A 19,342-nucleotide genomic window follows, 5' to 3' on the forward strand; every position below is an offset into this window, starting at 1 on the left:
CCAGAAGGCGGGCGCACGAATCGGGGGAGCTCCATCATGGCCCGCACCATCACCCGCACGACCGTCCTCGCCACCGCCGCCGTGGTCCTCGGCCTGACGATGACCGCCTGCTCCGGCGGCGACGCGACGGGGACCAAGGACGAAGGCGCCGCGACCACGCACACGAGCGCGGCAGCGAGCACGGACACCGGCTCGGGCACCGGCTCGGGCACCGGCTCGGGCACCGCGAAGGCCACGGGTAAGCGACAGGCGGGCGGCACGTCCGAGGCGGACGCCGCCAGGAGCGGCTCCAGCGGCAAGGGCGCCACGGGCGGGACCGCCGCGAGGAAGACGCCCGAGTGCAAGGTCACCTCGCTCGGCTACACCCTCAAGCGCAAGAACCCCGAGCAGCAGGGCGACCACCTGCTGATCACCGCGGTCAACAAGTCCGGCAGCGCCTGCACCGTGCAGAAGTTCCCGATCGTCACGCCGGGCGAGGCCAACGGCAACGCGCCCGTCGCCAAGGACGACGTACGGCCCCCGCAGCCGCTGCTCGTCCCGGCCGGCGGCACGATCTACTCCGCGCTCCCCGTCTACCAGGAGGTCAAGGCCGACGACGACTACTTCACGTCGATCCGGCTCTCCCTGGTGATGAACGACGCCGACGCCTCCGGCGCCTTCGTCACCCTGAAGACGCCCGGCGAGGTCGAGTACGCGGGCAAGCGCGCCGACGGCATCGAGGTGCTGTCCTGGAACCCCCGGATGCCGTACGCGAACTGACGGTCACCCAGGCGGCCCGGGCGGCTCAGGCGTCGAGGCCCGCCAGCACCAGCGGCAGCCGGTCCGTCCCGCCCTCGGCGACCCGGACCGGCACGCCCCAGTCCTGCTGGTGGACGTGGCAGGCCGGGTACTCGTTGGCGGGGTCGTCGTCGCAGGACGCGGCCATCGCGGAGACGTGCAGCACGCCCTCCGGCACCGCCGGGTTCAGCACCAGCTCACGGGCCAGGTCGGTGCCCGGCCCGTCACCGGCCACGAGCAGTTCGGGCGGCGTCGCCGAGACGAGGAGCCGGGTCGAGGGCCCGTACCGGGTGTCGAGCTTCTGCCCGGCCGGCGCCCGGAAGATGACGTCCAGCCGCAGCTTGCCGCCCGCCACCTCGGTGGCGGCGCGCTGGGTGCGGTGGGCGACGGACTCGACGCGCACGGCCTCCTCGGGCAGCCGCAGCCGGGTCAGCCGGTGCCGCGCCGACTCCACGACGACGATCTCGCCGGAGTCGCCGGCCAGCACGGCGTCGCTCGGCTCCCGCAGATCGGTGGCGAGCGTGGTCACCTGCCCGGTCGCCGGGTCGTAGCGGCGCAGCGCGTGGTTGTACGTGTCCGAGACCGCGACCGAGCCGTCGGGCAGCGCGGTGACGCCCAGCGGGTGCTGGAGCAGGGCCTGTCCGGCGTCGCCGTCCCGGTGCCCGAAGTCGAACAGGCCGGTGCCGACCGCGGTGCGCACGACGCCGTCGAGGTCCACCCAGCGCAGCGCGGACGTCTCCGAGTCGGCGACCCAGAGCCGGTCCTCGGTGGCCGCGAGCCCGGACGGCTGGGCGAACCAGGCCTCGGGGCCGGGACCGTCGACCAGCCCCTCGTTGGTGGTACCGGCCGCGACCTGGACGGTCCCGGCCCGCGGGTCGTACGTCCACAGCTGGTGCACGCCCGCCATGGCGATCCACACCCTGCCGTCGAAGACGGCCACGTCCCACGGCGAGGACAGGTCGACCTCGCGCGCCGGACCGCTGGTCGGCGACCCCTGCCACCACTGCTTGCCGGTGCCCGCGAGGGTGCTGATCGCGCCGGTCGGGAGGTCGACGGCGCGCAGCGCGTGGTTCACGGTGTCGGCGACGACGACGGTGTCCGCGTCGAGCAGGGCGAGCCCCTGCGGCTCGTTGAACGACTCGGGCCCGAAGCCCCGCTCACCGCTGCCGATCCGCCGCACGACGGACTCCCCGTCGGCCGCCAGCTCCACGAGCTGGTGCCGGGTCGTATCGCTGACCAGGAAGTTCCCCGACGGCAGCAGCAGCGCCTTGCCGGGAAAACGCAGGTCGGTCGCGACCGGCTCGGGCGCCACGTACGGGCCGTCGCCGCGCCGCAGCGTGCCCTTCGCCGTGTGCTCGGCCTCCAGCTCGCCGACCAGCTTCTCGATGGCGTGCGCGTGTCCCTCGCCGGCGTGCTGCGCGACGACGTACCCCTCGGGGTCGATCACGACGAGCGTGGGCCAGGCCCGTACCGCGTACTGCTTCCAGGTCGCCAGCTCCGGGTCGTCGAGCACCGGGTGCTCCACCCCGTACCGCTCGACGGCGTCGACGACCGCCGCGTGCTCGGCCTCGTGCACGAACTTCGGCGAGTGCACCCCGATGATCACGACGGTGTCCCGGTGCTTCTCCTCCAGTTCCCGCAACTCGTCGAGGACGTGCAGACAGTTCACGCAGCAGAAGGTCCAGAAATCGAGGATGACGATGCGGCCGCGCAGGTCGGCCAGGCCCCGGAGCTCGCCGTCGGTGTTGATCCATCCGCCCTTGCCCACCAGTTCAGGGGCCCGGACACGTGCACGCTTCGACATGATTCAAGACAACCACACCCTTCTGTGCGCCGTTCCCCTCAGGTCCCTCCGCCCCGGCGCATGCTGATCAGCTATGAGCGACACGAGCACCGTCGGCCGGGCGACCGCGTGGGCCGCCGCGCGCGCGAAGGAGATCCGGGAGGAGTTCCCGTTCGTCACGCGGCTGACCCGGCAACTGGTCGCCGTGAACCTGCTGGACTCGGCGACCCGGCTGGCCGCGCAGACGTTCCTGACGGCGATCCCGATCCTGTTCGTCGTCGCCGCGTTCGCGCCCGACGCCGTACGGGAGCAGATGCTGGAGTCGGCGCGCGGCGCCCTCGGGCTGAGCGGCGACTCGCTCGACCAGGTGCGGCAGGTGTACGGCGACGGGGGCACGGATTCGGCGGTGCGGGACACGTCGGGGGTGGTCGGCGCGCTGGTCATGCTGGCGTCGGCGACCGCGTGCAGTCGCGCGCTGCAGCGGGTGTGCGAGCGGGCGTGGGGGCTGCCGTCGGCCGGCCTGAAGCTGATCGCGTGGCGGTGGGTGGCGTGGCTGTGCGTGTGGCTCGCCGTCGTGATCCTGCAGAACCTGCTGCGCGGCGGTTTCGGCGCGGGCCCGTGGCTGGGCCTGCCGCTGTCGTACGCCGCCAGCGTGCTGCTGTGGTGGTGGACGCAGCACCTGCTGCTGGGCGGGCGGGTGCCGTGGCTGCCGCTGCTGCCGGGCGCGCTGCTCACGGGGGTGGGTGTGGTGTCGCTGTCGTGGGCCTCGCGTCTCTACATGCCGCGCACGCTGGACCGTTCGCTCGCCGAGTTCGGGCCGTTCGGCCTGGTCTTCTCGCTGCTGTCGTGGCTGATCGTGCTGTTCACGGTGGTGTGCGTGGGGATCTCCGCCGGGTGCGTCATCGCGCGGGAGCGGCCGGTGGCGCGCCGTCTGCGGACTCCTCCGGCAGGGCGGGCGGCGGCAGCGTAGGGGCGTCGAGGAACTCGATCACGGCGAGGGCGCAGACGGCGGCGACCGCGATCCAGAGGACCACCAGTCCGGTGGGGTAGGACCAGGCGATCAGTACGGCCGCGGCGACGGCGGCGACCGTGAGGTTCAGCCAGGTGCGCATCCGGTGGACCCAGGGGCCGACCGGGCCGAAGGTGCCGGTGGTCAGCGTCTCCCGTACGGAGCCGATCGCGCCGGTCCACGCGCCGCGCACCGCACCCGCCCAGCGGCCGGGGCCGCTCAGCCAGGAGGCGAGGGCGACGACCGCGCCGAGGACGGCGACGACACGGACGGCCGTGCGCAGGAAGCGGACCAGGGTGTCGTAGACGGCGCCGGCGGCGGGCTGGGAGACGTCGGCGGGCAGGGCGTCCAGGTAGACGGCGCGGCCGATCCACAGGGCGAGGCCGAGGACGAGCGCGCCCGCGGCGACCGCGAGGGCGGCGGTGATCAGGGCGCGGCGCCTGCGGCGGGCGAGCAGGACGGCGCCGGCGGCCAGCAGGACGACGAGCAGCGGCAGCACCCAGGACAGCAGCTGGAGCAGGCGGAAGCCGGTACGGGCCTTCGCGAGGGCGCCGGTGGACTGCATCAGGGTGATGCTGGTGTGCACCTCGGGAATGTTCCCGGCGACCGTGAGCCCCTGGTCGACGAGGGACTGTTTGACCTGGTCGACGACCGGGGCGAGGTCGAGGGTGACCTCGCCGTCCTTGATCTGGACGGCGCCGTCGTCGTGGCCGGTGAGGGCCTTGTCGACGGCGGCGTGGGCGGTGCGGTTGAGCTGTTTCCATACGGTGGTGAAGGCGGGGCTCGCCACGAACCTCTCGGTGGTGGTGCGGACCAGGGAGGTGAGGCCGCTGGTCAGGGGGCCGTCGGCGGCGCCGAGCGCCTTCTCCAGGAGGGGCCGGTCGGCGGGGGCGACGCCGGAGAGCAGGTCGCCGACGTCGATCCGGTCCATGACGGCCGTGGTCACCCGGTTGGTGACGGCCGTTCGGACATCCGGGTCGTCGGCGAGCGGGGCCATGGTCTGGACGTAGCGGTCGGTGTCGCCGATCAGCGCGTTCGACCAGACGGCGACCACGCCGAGCGGGGTGAGGAGCGCGGCGAGGACGACCAGGACGACGGCGAGGGCCGATTTCGGGCGGGATCGGCGGCGCCGAGGCCGCTCGTCCTCCAGTTCGCGTACCCGGGCCTTCAGTGCGGCGAGTTCGTCGTCCCTGGTCATGTGTTCAGGAGACGTGAAGTGGGCGGGTTTCGCTCGTTGAGCATCCGGGCGTCAAAAGACCGCGGACGCGTCTGCCCGGTCATGAGCAGACGCGTCCGCGGTCTCGTCCTGGCTGGTCGCGCAGTTCCCCGCGCGCCTTCGGGGCGCTTACTTCAGGGGACTGCCGAAGAAGGCCTTGGCGTCGGGGGCGCCGAGGTCGGTCGGGTTGAGGGCGATCGAGCCGGTGCCGGTCACGCCGTTCGCAGAGCCCGGGAACGTCCAGACCGCGCCGGAGGAGTCGTTCTCGCCGGTGGCGGAGGCGGCCAGGTCGCGGCTGCCGTCGCCGTTCACGTCGAGCAGCGCGCAGTCGGAGCCGAACAGGTCGCCGCTCTCCGCGACGCCCGGCACGTCCGCCGAGTTCTGGTTCAGGACGACGGAGCCGGTGCCGGTGACGCCGTTCGCCGAGCCGGGCAGCAGCGCGACCGCGCCCGCGTCCGTCTGGCCGCTGAAGTCCTCGCCGGAGATGCCGAGCGCGACATCGGCCTTGCCGTCGCCGGTGACATCGCCGACCGCGACGCAGGAACCGAGGTGGTCGCCGTCCTCCTGGGCGCCGTAGAAACCGGGCAGGGACTGGTCGAACTCCTGGGTGCGGTCGCCCTTCAGGCCGTCCTTCGACCCGAACGCGAGGGTGACCTTCTGCATCGTGTCGCCGATGTCGGAGTCCTCGGGGTCGGAGCCGACGACCAGGTCGTCGATGCCGTCGCCGTTCACGTCACCGGCGGCGAGGGCGCCCTGGGTCTCCGGGGCCCAGCCGCGCTTGAAGCCCGCGGCGCTGCCGTACAGGACGGTGTTGTTCCACATGCCGTCGCCGTTGTACGAGCGCAGGGCGAGGTCGTCGCGGCTGTCGCCGTTGAGGTCGCCGACGGCCTCGAAGAAGACCGGGCCGGTCGTCGAGTCCGGGCCGTCGACACAGCCGGACGGGTCGTCGACGCAGGTCGCGTCGTCCTTGCCGTAGCCCCACCACTCGGACTTGTCCATGAAGTTCAGCTTCTTGGCGGGGGCGCCGGCCCGGGTGATCGGGCCCTTCCAGAGGGCGGCGGCCTGGTGCTCGGGGTCGTCGCCGTAGGAGCCCATCGCGGCGAGCAGCGCCAGGTCGGCCTTGCCGTCGCCGTCGAAGTCGCCGACCTGGGGCGTGCGGCCGTACGTGGCGATGCCGGTGCCGCCGGTCAGGCCGGAGGCGGAGCCCCACAGGACGACGGCGCCGGTGGTGGACTTGGTGCTGCCTATGACGAGGTCGCTGAAGCCGTCCCCGTCGAGGTCGCCCTTGGTGACGTACGCGCCGAAGCCCTCCTTGGCGGCGGCGGAACCGGGGACACCGGCGGTCGAGCGGCTGATCAGGATCTTGTTCGTGGCCTTCAGGCCGGTCGGCGACCCGTAGGTCACCGCGACGTAGCCGGCCCCCGCCTTGCCCGAGACGGTGCCGCCGGCGGCGCCGGAGACGAGGTCGGCGTAGCCGTCCCCGTTGAAGTCGTCGGCGCGGTCGGCCTTGCCCGCGGTGGCGGCGGCCGCCTGTCCCGGGGCCAGCGACAGGGCGGCGAACCCGGCGCCGACGAGGGCGGCGGCCATCAGCGGTGCGGTCAGACGAATGCGTGCACGTGCCATGAGGGGAGTTCCTTCGATTGGTCAGGTCGTAAAGTCACGTCCACCTCTTAGGACCCACCCGTTCCTCTAATGGTTGCAGCTACCACTGAACTGTCTTGATTGCTACGGGTCTTGGGCCGCCGCTGCTCCTTTAGGGATCGGGGAGGGATCCTGACGGCGCGTCGGGGGAACTCTCGACGTATGCGCTACGAAGTGAGGGAACGGCTCTTCGCCATCGGCGAGGACTACTGGATCGAGGACGAGAACGGCCACAAGGCGTTCCTCGTCGACGGCAAGGCGATGCGGCTGCGCGACACCTTCGAGCTGAAGGGGCCGGACGGGCGCGTCCTCATCGACATCCACCAGAAGATGTTCGCGCTGCGCGACACGATGGTGATCGAGCGCGCCGACGAGGAGCTGGCGCGCGTCCGGCGCAAGCGGCTCTCCCTGCTGCGCAACCACTACCGGGTCGCGCTCGCCGACGGTGAGACCGAGCTCGACGTCAGCGGCAAGATCCTGGACCGCGAGTTCGCCGTGGAGTACGAGGGGGAGCTCCTCGCCGAGATCTCCCGGCGGTGGCTGCGGGTGCGTGACACGTACGGGGTGAACGTGATCCGGGAGGACGCCGACCCGGCGCTGCTGATCGCTGTCGCGGTCTGCGTGATCCATCTGGCGGAGAAGGAACGCGGCGTCGTGGACTGACCGTCGCCGGGTGCGCCTTTCGTCGTGGCTGGTCGCGCAGTTCCCCGCGCCCCTGAGGCATGCGCTCCGCGCAGCCTCCCCCGAGGCCGCGACCCGCGCGCCTCTCTTGAGGCTTAAGGTCCGCGCGCCTCTCTTGATGAGATGCCGCACGAAGTGCGCATCTCAGGGGCGCGGGGAACTGCGCGAGAAGCGGCCACCGGCCCGCGGCCGGGGACGAAGGGAACGGTCAGCGGCGGGGCGGGTCCAGGCCCAGGAGGCGGTCCTTCAGGGCCGGGAACTGCTCCCGGGTCTCCCCGACCCGGCCCGGATCGAACTCGACGCGGAGAACCTCTTCACCGGCACCCGCCTCGCCGAGCACCTCCCCCCACGGATCCACCACGACACTGTGCCCGGCCTGCGGCACCCCGGCATGCGTCCCCGCCGAACCACAGGCCAGTACGAACGCCTGATTCTCGACAGCCCGCGCCTGCGCGAGCAGCGTCCAGTGCGCGCGCCGCCGCTCGGGCCACCCGGCGGAGACGATCAGCGTCTCGGCGCCGAGCCCGACGAGCCCCCGGTACAGCTCGGGGAAGCGCAGGTCGTAGCAGGTCGTCACCCCGGCGACGGTCTCCGGAAGACGGACCGTCACCAGCTCCCGCCCGGCGCTCATCAGCACGGCCTCGCCCTTGTCGAAGCCGAACCGGTGGATCTTGCGGTAGGCGGCGGCGAGCTCCCCGTCGGGGGAGAAGACCAGCGCGGTGTTGTACAGCGGCCCGTCCGGGTCCCGCTCAGGGATCGACCCGGCGTGCAGCCACACGCCCGCGTCCCGCGCCGCCTTGGACATCGCCTCGAAGGTCGGCCCCTCCAGCGGCTCGGCCTCGGACGCGAACAGCTCGTAGGCGAAAGCCCCGGTCGGCCACAGCTCGGGAAGCACGACGAGGTCGGCGGATCCGGCCTGATCACGTACCAGCGAACTGACACGGTCCCGGCGGGAGTTGACCGATTCGTCCTCGTTTACTGCGATCTGGATGAGAGAGGCGCGCACAGTACCACCGTCCTGGCATTCGAGCCGTCGGCTTCACGTCAACAACGGCCTACGATCGTCACACGAAAGCACTGCAGGGGTGCCTCGGGGCAGCGTAACTTAGCCTCCCAAGACACCCACGCCGCACGTGCCCGCAGCCCTGAGTCACCGCCCGTGTACCCACCGCGCACCAACCGTTCAAGGGGTTCCCTTCCGTGAGTCTCCACCCCAGCCTTCAGTCCTACGCCGACGCCTGGACCCACTCCGTGGAAGCGATATCCGAGCTGGTCACACCGCTCGCGGAGGGTGAGTGGAGCCGGGCGACCCCGTGCCCCGGCTGGTCGGTGCGGGACATCGTCTCGCACGTCATCGGCGTGGACTGCGAGATGCTCGGCGACCCGCGGCCCATCCACACCCTGCCCCGTGACCTGTACCACGTCCAGACGGAGGCGCAGCGCTACACGGAGGTCCAGGTCGACGTCCGCCGGCACCACACGGCGCCGGAGATGGCCTCCGAGCTGGAGTACACGATCATCCGCCGTTCCCGGCAGCTGCGGAACGAGTCCCGTGACCCCGAGACCATCGTGCGCGGCCCGCGCGCGGTCGAGGAGACGCTGGAGTTCGCCCTGCGGCGGCGGGCGTTCGACATCTGGGCGCACGAGCAGGACCTGCGGTGGGCGCTCGGCAAGCCGGGCAACCTGGACTCCCCGGGCGCGCACGTCACCCGCGACATGCTCCTCGCCGTGCTTTCCAAGATCGTCGCGAAGGACGCGGGCGCCCCGCCGAACTCCGCGGTGGTCTTCGACGTGCACGGCCCGGTGGAGTTCCTGCGCACGGTCCGCGTGGACGCCGAGGGCAGGGGCACGATCGACGGCGCCCCCTCGCTCGGCCCGGCGGTGACGCTCGCCCTGGACTGGGAGACGTACGTACGGCTGTCCTGCGGCCGGGTCACCCCCGAGGCGGTCGCGGACCGCGTGAAGATCGAGGGCGACCAGGACCTGGCCTCGGCCATCCTCCACGCTCTGGTCATCACCCACTGACCCCGGAAACAGCGCTCCTCCGCCCCCCGCCTCAGACGGGCACGTGCACCGAGGCGACCCGGGAAGCGACGAGCCGCTCGCGCTCGGCCCGGGCGGCACGCTTCCGCAACCGCAGAATCTGGCTCACCCCGACTCCCTGCAGCACGAACACCGCGGCGAACGCGATCCGGTAGTTGTCCCCGGTCGCGTCGAGCAGCACGCCCACGGCCAGCAGCGTCGTCATGGAGGCGACGAAGCCCCCCATGTTCACGATTCCGGAGCCGGTGCCCTGCCGCTCCGGCGGATTGGCGGGCCGCGCGAAGTCGAACCCGATCATCGAGGCGGGCCCGCACGCGCCGAGCCCCACGCACATCACCAGCAGCAGCCACATCGGCGACCGCCCCGGCCAGGCCATGGGCGCCGCCCACAGCACGGCGACGGCGGCGACCGTGCCGAGCGCCAGCGGCAGCCGGGCCGTGTGGTGCCGGGCGACGATCTGCCCGTAGACGAGCCCGATGACCATGTTGGAGAGCACGACGAGCGTCAGCAGCTCGCCGGCCGTGCCGCGCGACAGGCCCTGCGCCTCCACCAGGAACGGCAGCCCCCACAGCAGCAGGAACACCATCGCCGGGAACTGCGTGGTGAAGTGCACCCACAGGCCGAGCCGGGTCCCCGGCTCCCGCCAGGACGCGGCGATCTGGGCGCGCACGTACGCGGCGCCCTTGTGCGTCGTCGGCAGCGGCGCGGGCTCGAACCCCTCGGGGTGGTCCTTCAGGAACAGCACCATCAGCACCAGGACGAGCACGCCGAGCACCGCGCTGCCCGCGAACGCCGTCTCCCAGCCGACCCCGTGCAGCAGCCGGGCGAGCACCAGGGTGGAGACCAGATTGCCCGCCATGCCGACCAGACCTGCGAGCTGCGCGACCAGCGGACCGCGCCGCGCGGGGAACCAGCGCGTGCCGAGCCGCAGCACGCTGATGAACGTCATGGCGTCCCCGCAGCCGAGCAGCGCGCGCGAGGCGAGCGCCATGCCGTACGAGGACGAGAAGGCGAAGCCGAGCTGTCCGACGGTGAACAGCACCACGCCGATGGTCAGCACCTTCTTGGTGCCGAGCCGGTCGACCATCAGGCCGACGGGTATCTGCATGCCCGCGTACACGAGCAGCTGGAGGATGGAGAAGGTCGACAGGGCCGAGGCGTTGATGTGGAAGCGCTCGACGGCGTCGAGCCCGGCCACCCCGAGCGACGTACGGAAGACGACGGCGACGAAGTAGACGGCGACACCGATCGACCACACGACGACGGCCCGCCGGCCGCCGGGCGGATCGCCGGGCAGGGACGGGGCGGCGGCGGAACTGCTCATCGCTCCTCACCCCGGGCCAGGTCGCGCACGCGCGAGACGTGCCGGCGCACCACCGCGACGGCGGCCTCCACGTCCCCGGCGCGCAGCGCGTCGAGGATCTCCTCGTGCTCGGCGAGCGTCTTCGCCGTGCGGTCCGGGTGGGCCTGCATCACGACGACGCCCATCCGCAGCTGCCGGTCGCGCATCTGGTCGTAGACGCGCGAGAGGATCGCGTTGTTGCCGCTGCGGACGATCTCCGCGTGGAAGCAGCGGTCGGTGGCGGCGGCCTCGGCGAGTTCGCCGGCGGCGACCTGCGCGCGCTGCTGGTCGAGGAGCTCGGCCAGCCGGTCGATGAGGTACGGCGACGCGGGCACGGCCTTGCGCACCGCGTGCTCCTCGACGAGCAGCCGGGTCTCCACGACGTCCGCGATCTCCTGCGCGGAGACGGGCAGCACGAGGGCGCCCTTCTTCGGGTAGAGCCGCAGCAACCCCTCGACCTCCAGCTTCAGCAGGGCCTCGCGGACCGGCGTGCGGGAGACGCCGACCGCCTCGGCCAGCTCGCCCTCGGTGAGCAACGTCCCTCCCTCGTAGCGGCGTTCGAGCACGGCGCGCTTCACGTGGTCGTAGACGCGCTCTGCGGCGGGCGGTCGTTTTTCGGTGACGGTCGAGGGCATGCGCACATCATAGATACAACACGTACGCAAGCCGACCACCGTCCACCATGCGGGACGAAGAAAGGTGCGCGGAACCGTGCAACCCTTCTCCCGCCTCATTCGTCTCTTCTGTGCGGGCGCCCCATCCCAACGGGCCGCCCCTCAGGGGCATTTGGAGCGTACAAGTTGAATAGACGCATAACGGGCATGGCTGTTCTCGTCGCGGGAAGTGTGCTCGCCGGCGGAGTGGTGACCACCTCCGCCCAGGCGGCCACGGCGCCGGCCAAGCCGACCATCGCCGCCAAGGGCGGCTTCGTGATGAACAACGGAACGGGGTCGACCCTGTTCACCAAGGCCGCCGACACCCGGCGGTCCACCGGCTCCACCACGAAGATCATGACCGCGAAGGTGGTGCTGGCCCAGAGCAACCTGAACCTGGACAGCAAGGTCACGGTCCAGAAGGCGTACAGCGACTACATAGTCAAGAACGGCGCCTCGTCGGCCCGCCTGATCGTCGGCGACAAGGTCACCGTCCGCCAGCTGCTCTACGGGCTGATGCTGCCCTCGGGCTGCGACGCGGCGTACGCCCTCGCGGACAAGTTCGGCTCGGGCTCCACGCGCTCGGCACGCGTGAAGTCGTTCATCGGCAAGATGAACTCCGAGGCCAAGAAGCTGAACCTGAAGAACACCCACTTCGACTCGTTCGACGGCATCGGCAACGGCTCGAACTACTCGACGCCGCGCGATCTCACCAAGATCGCGAGCAGCGCCATGAAGAGCTCGACGTTCCGTTCGGTCGTGAAGACCAAGTCGACGAAGCAGAAGGTCACCACGAAGAGCGGTGGCTACCGCTACATGTCGTGGACCAACACCAACACCCTGCTGGGCTCGTACTCGGGCGCCATCGGCGTGAAGACCGGCTCGGGCCCGGAGGCGGGCTACTGCCTGGTGTTCGCGGCGACCCGCGGCAGTAAGACGGTGATCGGCACGGTCCTGAAGTCGACCTCGGTCTCGGCGCGCACGTCGGACGCCAAGAAGCTGATGGACTACGGCTTCAAGAGGTAGGTTCCGCGAGGCAAGCGGAAGGGGCGCCCCGTCGGACGGGGCGCCCCTTCTGTCGTACGGCTCCAGGACTTCTGTCGTACGGGTCTAGGACCAGGTCAGCAGGCGCTTCGGCCGCTCAAGCACGGCCGCCACGTCCGCAAGGACCTTGGACCCCAGCTCCCCGTCGACCAGCCGGTGGTCGAAGGAGAGCGCCAGCGTCATCACGTGCCGCGGCTTGATCTTGCCCTTGTGCACCCAGGGCTGGAGCTTGATCGCCCCGACGGCGAGGATCGCCGACTCACCCGGGTTCAGGATGGGCGTCCCGGTGTCGATGCCGAACACACCGACGTTGGTGATGGTGACGGTGCCGCCCTGCATGGCACCCGGCGAGGTCTTCCCCTCGCGCGCGGTGGCCACCAGCTCGCCCAGCGCGGACGCCAGTTCGGGCAGCGTCTTGGCCTGGGCGTCCTTGATGTTCGGGACGATCAGCCCGCGGGGCGTGGCGGCGGCGATGCCCAGATTCACGTAGTGCTTCTGGACGATCTCCTGATTCGCTTCGTCCCACGAGGAGTTGACCTCAGGATTCCGCCGGATCGCGACGAGCAGCGCCTTGGAGATGAGCAGCAGCGGGTTGACCCGCAGACCGGCCATGTCCTTGTCGGCCTTCAGCTCCTCGACGAGCTTCATCGTGCGCGTCACGTCCACCGTCACGAACTCGGTGACGTGCGGCGCGGTGAACTTCGAGGCCACCATCGCCTGCGCGGTCGCCTTGCGCACGCCCTTGACCGGGATCCGGGTCTCGCGCGCGGTGTCGTACGCGGCCGCGGGCGCGGGCGCCGGAGCCGTGGCCGGGGCCTGCGCCGGGACCGGGATCTCCTCGACCTCGGGCTCGGCGGGCGCGACCGCCGCGACCGCCGCGTGCACGTCCTCCCGCGTGATGATCCCGTCGGCACCGGCCGGGATCACGGTGGCCAGATCGACCCCGAGGTCCTTGGCCAGCTTGCGCACCGGCGGCTTGGCCAGCGGGCGCTGCTCGGTGAGCACCGCCGCCGCGGTGCCGTTGGCGGCCGCGGGATCCTTGCGGGCCCGCCGCTTGGTGGAGGACTCGGCGACGCCGTACCCGACGAGCACCGGCTGGCGCCCGCTCGGCTCCTCCGCCGCCGCGGGCTCCTCGGCGGCGGGCTGTGCGGGGGCGTCCCCGCCCGTCTCCCCGCCCGTCTCCACGGAGATGATGACCTGTCCGACGTCGACGGTCGTGCCCTCGGGGAACTTCAGTTCGCCCACGATCCCGTCGAACGGGATCGGCAGCTCGACGGCGGCCTTGGCCGTCTCCACCTCGCACACGACCTGCCCGTCGGTGACGGTGTCACCGGGCTGTACGTACCACTTGAGGATCTCGGCCTCGGTCAGACCCTCGCCCACGTCGGGCATCTTGAACTCGCGCACCATGACGTTCGACCTCTCCCTCAGTACGCCAGCGAGCGGTCGACGGCGTCGAGCACCCGGTCGAGGCCCGGCAGGTACTCCTCCTCCAGGCGCGCCGGCGGATACGGCGCGTGGTACCCGCCGACCCGCAGCACGGGCGCCTCCAGGTGGTAGAAGCACCGCTCGGTGATCCGGGCGGCGATCTCCGCGCCGGAGCCCAGGAACACGGGCGCCTCGTGCACGACCACCAGGTGCCGCGTCTTCTCCACCGACTTCTGTACCGCGTCGAAGTCCAGCGGCGAGATGGAGCGCAGGTCGAGGACCTCGATGGAGGTGCCCTCCTCGGCGGCCGCCGTGGCGGCCTCCAGGCAGACCTTCACCATCGGCCCGTACGCGACGAGCGTCAGGTCGGTGCCCTCGCGGGCCACGACGGCCTTGTGCAGATCGCCCGGGACGGCCTCGGTGTCGACCTCGCCCTTGTCCCAGTAGCGGCGCTTGGGCTCGAAGAAGATCACCGGGTCGTCGCTCTGGATGGCCTGCTGGAGCATCCAGTACGCGTCCGAGGAGTTCGACGGCGTGACCACCTTCAGGCCCGCCACGTGCGCGAACAGCGCCTCGGGCGACTCGCTGTGGTGCTCGACCGCGCCGATGCCGCCGCCGTACGGGATCCGGACGACGACCGGCACCTTGACCTTGCCGAGCGCGCGGGCGTGCATCTTCGCGAGCTGCGTGACGATCTGGTCGTAGGCGGGGAAGACGAACCCGTCGAACTGGATCTCCACCACCGGCCGGTAGCCGCGCAGCGCCAGGCCGATCGCGGTGCCGACGATGCCCGACTCGGCGAGCGGGGTGTCGATGACCCGGTCCTCGCCGAAGTCCTTCTGCAGCCCGTCGGTGACCCGGAAGACACCGCCGAGCTTGCCGACGTCCTCGCCCATGACGAGGACCTTCGGGTCGGTCTCCAGCGCCGTGCGCAGGGATTCGTTGATCGCCTTGGCGATCGGAAGCTTCTGTACGGCCATCTCAGGCACCCTCCTCCGCGAACGACGCCTGGTAGGCGGCGAACTGCGCCCGCTCCTCGTCGACGAGCGCGTGCCCGTCCGCGTAACCGTGCTCGAACATCGCCATCCGGTCCGGGTCCTGCATGCCGCGCACGGCCTCGCGCACCCGCCGGCCGAGGGTCTCGCTCTCGGTCTCCAGGTCCGTGAAGAACTCCGCGCCGGTGTCGGTGTGGTTCTCCAGGTAGGTGCGCAGGCGCAGGATCGGGTCCTTCGCCTCCCACGCGACGCGCTCCTCGTCGGCCCGGTACTTCGTCGGGTCGTCGGAGGTGGTGTGCGCGCCCATCCGGTACGTGAACGCCTCGACCAGCGTCGGGCCCTCGCCGTCGCGCGCCCGCTCCAGCGCCCACCGGGTCACGGCGAGGCAGGCCAGCACGTCGTTGCCGTCGACGCGCACGCCCGGGAAGCCGAAGCCCTGCGCGCGCTGGTAGAGCGGCACGCGGGTCTGCTTCTCGGTCGGCTCGGAGATCGCCCACTGGTTGTTCTGGCAGAAGAACACGACCGGCGCGTTGTACACGGCGGAGAACGTGAAGGACTCCGCGACGTCGCCCTGGCTGCTCGCGCCGTCACCGAAGTACGCGACGACGGCCGAGTCCGCGCCATCCTTGGCGATGCCCATCGCATAGCCGGTGGCGTGCAGCGTCTGCGAGCCGATGACGATCGTGTACAGGTGGAAGTTGTTGGCGTTGGGGTCCCAGCCGCCGTTGTTCACACCGCGGAACATGCCGAGCAGGTTCTCCGGCTCGACCCCGCGGCACCAGGCGACGCCGTGCTCGCGGTAGGTCGGGAAGACGTAGTCGTCGTCCCGGGTCGCGCGGGCGGAGCCCACCTGGGCGGCCTCCTGGCCGAGCAGCGAGGGCCACAGGCCCAGCTCGCCCTGGCGCTGGAGCGTGACGGCCTCCGCGTCGAACCGGCGGGCCATCACCATGTCGCGGTACAGGCCGCGCAGCGCGTCGTCGGTGATGTCGGCGACGTACTTGTCGTACTGGGCGTTCTTGACCCGCTCGCCCTCGGGGGTCAGCAGCTGGACCAGGTCCGGCTGTCCCTTGGCGGCCGCGGTCCTCCCGGGGGATTTCTTCGCGGACTTGCTCGCGGCAGTCTTGCCGGCGGCAGACTTCTTCGCGGCAGTCTTGCTCGCAGCGGTCTTGCTCGCGGCAGTCCGCTTGCGCGGGGTGCGCGCTGCGCCAGTGCTGGCAGCACTGTCAACGGTCACGTGTGCTCCTCCGTCGGTCCGGCCCCCGGGATTGCCGGATGGCCAGTCGGCTCGGCTCGCCTGATCCGTCCACGCACGGGGTGGGTGCGAGGTTCCGGAGACAGGCGCGACAAGTGCTCCGGCAAGCACCCTTCACCCAGCACGTTACCCAGTGGGTCACACATCTGCGAAACCCCATCTGACCTGCGATTTTGCTTGGATTTCCAACTAAGTGCTTGATTGGATTTCCTAGTAATCGCATCTCGGACGGAGCGCCGCAGGTCAACAGCTGTGCGACGGCACCTGGTATCAGCGTGGCAGGGGGCCGGAACACCGGCACGTTATCCCGGTCACCCCTTGGTCATCTAGGGCGCTGCGTGAGTTGATATGTGAGACTGACTCCGTGCGCGAAGACGGAAAAATCAAGGTATTTCTCCTCGACGACCACGAAGTGGTCCGCAGGGGCGTCCACGAGCTGCTGTCGGTCGAGGACGACATCGAGGTCGTCGGCGAGGCCGGCACCGCGGCCGACGCCCTGGTGCGCATCCCCGCCACCCGGCCCGACGTCGCCGTCCTGGACGTGCGGCTGCCGGACGGCAGCGGCGTCGAGGTGTGCCGGGAGATCCGCTCCCAGGACGAGTCGATCAAGTGCCTGATGCTGACGTCGTTCGCGGACGACGAGGCCCTGTTCGACGCGATCATGGCCGGTGCCTCGGGTTATGTCCTGAAGGCCATCCGCGGCAATGAGCTGCTGACGGCCGTACGGGACGTGGCCGCGGGCAAGTCGCTGCTCGACCCCGTCGCCACCGCCCGGGTCCTGGAGCGGCTGCGCGACGGCGGCCGGAGCAAGGAGGACGACCGGCTGGCCGGCCTCACCGACCAGGAGCGCCGGATCCTCGACCTGATCGGCGAGGGCATGACCAACCGCGCGATCGGCGAGCGCCTCCATCTCGCCGAGAAGACGATCAAGAACTATGTCTCCAGCCTGCTGTCGAAGCTCGGCATGGAGCGCCGCTCCCAGGCCGCCGCGTACGTCGCCCGGCTGCAGGCCGAGAAGCACTGAGCGCGTTCGCATCGCCACCGCTTCACCCGGATGCCCGCCCACACGGGACGTAGGTCCCCCGCGCTGGGGGCGGGCTCCTCTTTCCCGGCGCGGTGTCGGCATCGCACAGTGGTGACATGCCCTCCGAGACGCAGCCGGACCTGGACCGCGGCTTCGAGCTTCTCTCCCGAGTGCCGTACGGGAGAGTCGCCACGAGCATGCGCGCCCTGCCCTTCCTCGCCGCCGCCCGCCACGTCGTGGCCGACGGCCGCCTGCTGCTGCGCATGCACCGGGGATACGACTACCACCAGGCGTGCGTCGGCAGCGTCGTCGCGTACGGCGCGGACAACCTCGGCGCCGAGCGGCCCGGCGAGGCGGGCCAGTGGTCGGTGCAGTGCGTCGGCACCTGTGAGCTGACCGAGCCAAGCACCGCGGAACTGGAGCTCTTCGGAGCCGCCCCGCACTACGCGGACGGCGAGGTCTACGAGCCGGTCTATCTGCGCGTGACCCCGCAGTTCATGACGGTGCACGAGCTGCGGGGCGGGTCCGCCGCGGTGGAGCCGCCGGCGCTGCGGACGACACGACGGCCCTAGGGACTGTCCGGCGGATCAGGTCGCAGCCGGGTGGCCCGCGCCCGCGACAAGATCCGCCGGACAGGCCCTGACCCGGCTGTCCGGATCAGGGCCGCCGGTGACGGGAGGGGCGCCGGTCAGGGCGTGGCCGTCGGGGGCGTCGGCGTCGCGCCGCCGTTGCCCGCCGAGCTGCCCTCGGTCGCCCCGGCGTCCGTGCCGCCGTCCGACGTACCGGCGTCCGTGCCGCCGTCGGTCCCTCCGTCGGTGCCGCCGTCCGTGCCGCCGTCGGTGCCGCCGCCGCCCGTGTTCTGACCGCCGTCGGTGCCGTCGGTCGGCGTGCCCGTGTCGGACGGGGCCTCGCTGGTCGGCTGCCGGGTGGGGGGCGCCTGCGTCGTCTGCTGCTGGGGCGGCTGGTCGGTGTAGCCGCCCGAGGTGTCCGTCCCGGTGTCCTCGGTGGTCTCCTCCTGCGAGGGCTCCTTGGACTTCTTCGTCTCCGACTGCGTCGGCGTCGGCGACTGCTTCGTCCCGCCGCCCTTCTCGCCACCGCTGTCGCTGACCGCCCAGGCGACGCCGACCGCGATCGCGATCACCGCGAGCACGGCGACGATCCACAGCTTGCCGCGGCCGCCGCCCTTGTTGCCGCCGCCCTCGAAGCCGCCGTCGTCGCCCGGCGGGCGCAGCATCGGCTGGGCGGCGGTGCCGCTGTCGCCGGGGTGCTGCATGGCCGTGGTGGCCGCGACGCCCATCGCCGGGGTCCCGCCGCCCTCGTGCAGGTCGACCGGGCCGGTGTTCCAGGTGCCGGTGTGGCCGCCCTGCTCGTACAGCATCTGAAGCCCGTACTGGACGAGCCCGCGCATCTCCTCGGCCGTCTGGAACCGGTCGTCCGGGTCCTTGGCGAGCGAGCGCATGACGAGCCCGTCCAGCTCCGGCGGCGTCGCGTCCGAGACCTCGGAGGGCGGCACGGGGGAGTCCTGGACGTGCTGGTAGACGACGGAGAGCGGCGTCTCACCGGTGAACGGGGGCCGCAGCGCGAGAAGTTCGTAGAGCAGACAACCCGTCGCGTACAGATCGGAGCGGTGGTCGACGGCCTTGCCGAGCGCCTGCTCGGGGGAGAGGTACTGGGGCGTGCCCATGACCATGCCGGTCTGCGTCATGGTCGACTGCGCGCCGTGCAGGGCGCGCGCGATGCCGAAGTCCATCACCTTCACCGCGCCGGTGTTGGTGATGATGACGTTCGCGGGCTTGATGTCGCGGTGCACGATGCCGTGCTGGTGCGAGTACGCGAGCGCTTCCAGGACCCCGGAGACGATGATCAGGGCCTGCTCGGGGCCCGGCGCCTCGGCGTTGAGCAGAAGGTCGCGGATGGTGCGGCCCTCGACGATCTCCATGACGATGTACGGAACGGCCTGGCCGTTCACGTAGTCCTCACCGGAGTCGTACACCGCGACGATCGCGTGGTGGTTGAGGCCCGCGACCGACTGGGCCTCGCGCGTGAAGCGGGCCTTGGAGACCGGGTCCTCGGCGAGGTCGGAGCGGAGCAGCTTGACGGCGACGGTGCGTCCGAGACGTACGTCCTCGGCCGCGAACACCTCGGCCATGCCGCCCCGGCCGAGTCTGCGGGTCAGCCGGTACCGGCCGTCCCCGACGAGCCCGCCATTGCCCCACATCTCCGGCGCGTCTGACATACCGCCGCCAGTCGACTCGGGGTCGGACGGGCCCTGAGCGCCTGCCTGTGCCATCGGTCCTCGCCGTCGTTTCTGTCCGTGCTGCCGGATTCCTGTGTCCCGTCGGAGTACGCGCGGTTGTGAATTACGGTCTCCGTCGCGGCCACGCTACAGGCTCCGGACACCGCCCCGGCCCGAGACGGACCGGACATCAAACCCGTTGGCGTGCAGGCCATGCA

General features: G+C 71.3%; 17 protein-coding genes. 7 read left to right on the forward strand and 10 right to left on the reverse strand.

Translation table 11 applies throughout. The features are described 5' to 3' along the window. Nucleotides 1–36 precede the first annotated feature (36 nt). The gene (locus tag ABII15_RS18805; RefSeq protein ID WP_353943494.1) at nucleotides 37–759 is read left to right on the forward strand and encodes a DUF4232 domain-containing protein; all 723 of its coding nucleotides are present in this window, start codon (nucleotides 37–39) and stop codon (nucleotides 757–759) included. 25 nt (nucleotides 760–784) lie between these two features. Here the strand turns inward: ABII15_RS18805 and ABII15_RS18810 are convergent, their stop codons facing one another. Further along, entirely contained in the window at nucleotides 785–2,581 is a 1,797-nt protein-coding gene (locus tag ABII15_RS18810) for an NHL domain-containing thioredoxin family protein (RefSeq protein ID WP_353943495.1), read from the reverse strand. A 73-nt stretch (nucleotides 2,582–2,654) separates the two neighbouring features. On the opposite strand from ABII15_RS18810, the gene ABII15_RS18815 reads away from it, so the two are divergent. Further along, nucleotides 2,655–3,530 carry a YhjD/YihY/BrkB family envelope integrity protein gene (locus ABII15_RS18815; RefSeq protein ID WP_353943496.1) on the forward strand — a complete coding sequence of 292 codons (876 nt, stop codon included), beginning with the start codon at nucleotides 2,655–2,657 and terminating at the stop codon, nucleotides 3,528–3,530. Here the strand turns inward: ABII15_RS18815 and ABII15_RS18820 are convergent. After that, nucleotides 3,460–4,767: a hypothetical protein gene (locus ABII15_RS18820; RefSeq protein WP_353943497.1), complete on the reverse strand. Its 1,308-nt coding sequence runs from the start codon at nucleotides 4,765–4,767 to the stop codon at nucleotides 3,460–3,462. The genes ABII15_RS18815 and ABII15_RS18820 overlap by 71 nt on opposite strands. 147 nt (nucleotides 4,768–4,914) lie before the next feature. Continuing rightward, a complete protein-coding gene (locus tag ABII15_RS18825) occupies nucleotides 4,915–6,408 on the reverse strand; it encodes an FG-GAP and VCBS repeat-containing protein (protein ID WP_353943498.1) in 1,494 nt (497 codons plus the stop codon). A 180-nt stretch (nucleotides 6,409–6,588) separates the two neighbouring features. Between ABII15_RS18825 and ABII15_RS18830 the strand changes: the two genes are divergently transcribed. After that, nucleotides 6,589–7,089 carry an LURP-one-related family protein gene (locus tag ABII15_RS18830; protein ID WP_353943499.1) on the forward strand — a complete coding sequence of 167 codons (501 nt, stop codon included), beginning with the start codon at nucleotides 6,589–6,591 and terminating at the stop codon, nucleotides 7,087–7,089. A 226-nt stretch (nucleotides 7,090–7,315) separates the two neighbouring features. Here the strand turns inward: ABII15_RS18830 and ABII15_RS18835 are convergent, their stop codons facing one another. Further along, complete coding sequence (locus tag ABII15_RS18835; protein WP_353943500.1) at nucleotides 7,316–8,113, reverse strand: carbon-nitrogen family hydrolase; 798 nt, start codon at nucleotides 8,111–8,113, stop codon at nucleotides 7,316–7,318. 194 nt (nucleotides 8,114–8,307) lie between these two features. Between ABII15_RS18835 and ABII15_RS18840 the strand changes: the two genes are divergently transcribed. After that, complete coding sequence (locus ABII15_RS18840; RefSeq protein ID WP_353943501.1) at nucleotides 8,308–9,132, forward strand: maleylpyruvate isomerase family mycothiol-dependent enzyme; 825 nt, start codon at nucleotides 8,308–8,310, stop codon at nucleotides 9,130–9,132. Between the two features lie 31 nt (nucleotides 9,133–9,163). On the opposite strand, the gene ABII15_RS18845 is transcribed toward ABII15_RS18840, so the two are convergent. Together ABII15_RS18845 and ABII15_RS18850 are read right to left on the reverse strand one after the other, a co-directional pair. Then, entirely contained in the window at nucleotides 9,164–10,474 is a 1,311-nt protein-coding gene (locus ABII15_RS18845; protein ID WP_353943502.1) for an MFS transporter, read from the reverse strand. Next, complete coding sequence (locus ABII15_RS18850; RefSeq protein ID WP_353943503.1) at nucleotides 10,471–11,127, reverse strand: GntR family transcriptional regulator; 657 nt, start codon at nucleotides 11,125–11,127, stop codon at nucleotides 10,471–10,473. The genes ABII15_RS18845 and ABII15_RS18850 overlap by 4 nt, the downstream gene beginning before the upstream one ends. Before the next feature lie 186 nt (nucleotides 11,128–11,313). On the opposite strand from ABII15_RS18850, the gene ABII15_RS18855 reads away from it, so the two are divergent. Then, nucleotides 11,314–12,171: a D-alanyl-D-alanine carboxypeptidase gene (locus tag ABII15_RS18855; protein ID WP_353943504.1), complete on the forward strand. Its 858-nt coding sequence runs from the start codon at nucleotides 11,314–11,316 to the stop codon at nucleotides 12,169–12,171. An 84-nt stretch (nucleotides 12,172–12,255) separates the two neighbouring features. Here the strand turns inward: ABII15_RS18855 and ABII15_RS18860 are convergent, their stop codons facing one another. Genes ABII15_RS18860 through pdhA form a run of 3 tightly spaced genes read right to left on the reverse strand, consistent with a single transcriptional unit; the run spans nucleotide 12,256 to nucleotide 15,846 of the window. Then, a complete protein-coding gene (locus tag ABII15_RS18860) occupies nucleotides 12,256–13,599 on the reverse strand; it encodes a dihydrolipoamide acetyltransferase family protein (RefSeq protein ID WP_353943505.1) in 1,344 nt (447 codons plus the stop codon). Nucleotides 13,600–13,616: 17 nt separating this feature from the next. Then, a complete protein-coding gene (locus ABII15_RS18865; protein WP_353943506.1) occupies nucleotides 13,617–14,597 on the reverse strand; it encodes an alpha-ketoacid dehydrogenase subunit beta in 981 nt (326 codons plus the stop codon). A gap of 1 nt (nucleotide 14,598) precedes the next feature. After that, nucleotides 14,599–15,846, reverse strand: a complete 1,248-nt coding sequence (gene pdhA, locus ABII15_RS18870; protein ID WP_353943507.1) for a pyruvate dehydrogenase (acetyl-transferring) E1 component subunit alpha — start codon at nucleotides 15,844–15,846, stop codon at nucleotides 14,599–14,601. Between the two features lie 382 nt (nucleotides 15,847–16,228). On the opposite strand from pdhA, the gene ABII15_RS18875 reads away from it, so the two are divergent. Next, entirely contained in the window at nucleotides 16,229–16,888 is a 660-nt protein-coding gene (locus ABII15_RS18875; protein ID WP_353943508.1) for a response regulator transcription factor, read from the forward strand. Between the two features lie 116 nt (nucleotides 16,889–17,004). Further along, nucleotides 17,005–17,460, forward strand: coding sequence for a pyridoxamine 5'-phosphate oxidase family protein (locus ABII15_RS18880; protein WP_353943509.1), 456 nt, complete (start codon nucleotides 17,005–17,007; stop codon nucleotides 17,458–17,460). 116 nt (nucleotides 17,461–17,576) lie between these two features. On the opposite strand, the gene ABII15_RS18885 is transcribed toward ABII15_RS18880, so the two are convergent. Further along, nucleotides 17,577–19,178 (reverse strand): protein kinase, encoded by a 1,602-nt coding sequence (locus ABII15_RS18885; protein WP_353943510.1) that lies wholly within the window; start codon nucleotides 19,176–19,178, stop codon nucleotides 17,577–17,579. Between the last annotated feature and the right edge of the window lie 164 nt (nucleotides 19,179–19,342).

Origin of the sequence: Streptomyces sp. HUAS MG91 (assembly GCF_040529335.1) — a bacterium.
In the GTDB taxonomy this organism is placed as follows: Bacteria; Actinomycetota; Actinomycetes; order Streptomycetales; family Streptomycetaceae; genus Streptomyces; species Streptomyces tabacisoli.